Source organism: Vibrio sp. Vb0667 (assembly GCF_033391095.1).
Genome location: NZ_JAWPOL010000153.1, coordinates 1 through 1,499 on the forward strand (window position 1 = coordinate 1; position 1,499 = coordinate 1,499).

At 43.8% G+C, this 1,499-nt stretch carries 2 protein-coding genes; both read left to right on the top strand.

Annotated elements, in window-relative coordinates:
- Window positions 1–360 (top strand): glycine betaine ABC transporter substrate-binding protein (locus R8269_RS24180; protein ID WP_318222772.1); only part of this gene is annotated, 360 nt, incomplete at its 5' end.
- 276 nt (window positions 361–636) lie between these two features.
- Window positions 637–1,248: a thermostable hemolysin gene (locus tag R8269_RS24185; protein WP_108744882.1), complete on the top strand. Its 612-nt coding sequence runs from the start codon at window positions 637–639 to the stop codon at window positions 1,246–1,248.
- Window positions 1,249–1,499: the final 251 nt, after the last annotated feature.

The following is a 1,499-nucleotide window of genomic DNA, read 5'->3' on the forward strand; positions in this document are numbered from 1 at the left end:
TGGGTAAGTGGCGTACTTGTTCCGGGTAAAGACGTTGTGTGGCTAGAGGTGCCGTTCTCGTCTCTTCCTGGTGAACGTAAAGACATCGACACCACACTGAAAAACGGCAAAAACTACGGTTTTGAAATGAACTCTATGCGCATCGTCGCGAACAAAGAGTTCACAGAGAAGAACCCATCGGCAGCGAAACTGTTCGAAATCATCAAACTGAATATCAATGATGTCAGCGCTCAAAACATGATGATGAGCCAAGGTAAAAATAGCGCGGCAGACATCGAAGCGCACGTAAATGGCTGGATTAAAGCCAACCAAACAACCTTTGATGGTTGGATGGAAGAAGCGAAGAAAGCGGCAATGTAACGCCCAAAAATCTTAAGAAACCGCTAAAGCTTTAGCGTATCTTTGGTTCCTCAGTGAGAAAATGAAAAGCCAGTCGATTATTTAGACTGGCTTTTTTATTTAGATTACTCAAAAAACATCGTATTAATATCAATTACATACCAGCACAAAACCCCAAAAGGCACTGCCATTTAAGCCTTCCTGTCGTTAAATAATTTATCAAAGTTTCATTCCTTAAGAATTTCTTAAGTTTCGCGTTTTATTTTGTTGATAACTACTCAAACAAAGGAAGCGCTCATGAAACACCATGCACAAACTTCTGCAGATGGCTTTACTTTAGACATCGTTTATCCAACGCATCCGCTTTGGAGCCAAGTTATCGAGCATGTTTCTCAGCGTTATCAAGAAGCATTCTTTGCCGAGCTAAAACAATTTATGCCGGCGTATTTAACCCTCATTGAAGGCGGCCAAATTATTTCCGTATGCGGCTTTCGCATCGCCGAAGATGAGCCCTTGTTCCTTGAACAGTATTTAGAAGACGACGCCCAAAAGCTGGTTTCTAACGTATTTAACTGCGACGTAAAACGTTCGAACTTAGTGGAATTCGGTCACTTGGCATCTTTCGCTAAGGGCATGTCATCTCTTCACTTCTACCTCATCGCAGAAATGCTGGTCAACCTCGGTTTTGAATGGTGCATCTTCACCGCGACAGACCCACTTCACGCCATGATGGCGCGCCTAGGATTGGAGCCTCATATCATCGCGCAGGCCGATCAAAACAAAGTCCCCGATGCCGAGTCCACTTGGGGGTCATACTACGAACATCAACCGCGTGTGTTAGCTGGCAATTTGCAAAAAGGACTAGAGCGTCTTCGATTAGTCCAAGAAAGAAAACGCAAACAAGCCTAGATAGAAAAGTAAACGTCGTTAAAACCGCAAACACAACCAGAACAACTTGGTTAAACACAACGCCAGAATATAGGTGATGTATGAATATTCTCCTCGATGCCATTACAAAATGGGCAAAAACGACACCAGATCGAGTAGCACTTGTCGGCTACGAAGCGAATCAAACGGTTGAACTGACTTACTCTGAATTGTTAAACAAGATCGAACTCGTTGCCGCCGAGCTTATTGCACAGAACATCAAAGCACTCGCG

Excerpts from the sequence above, each read along its gene's own strand:
- R8269_RS24185 (WP_108744882.1), top strand. The coding sequence starts at position 637 with ATGAAACACCATGCACAAACTTCTGCAGATGGCTTTACTTTAGACATC.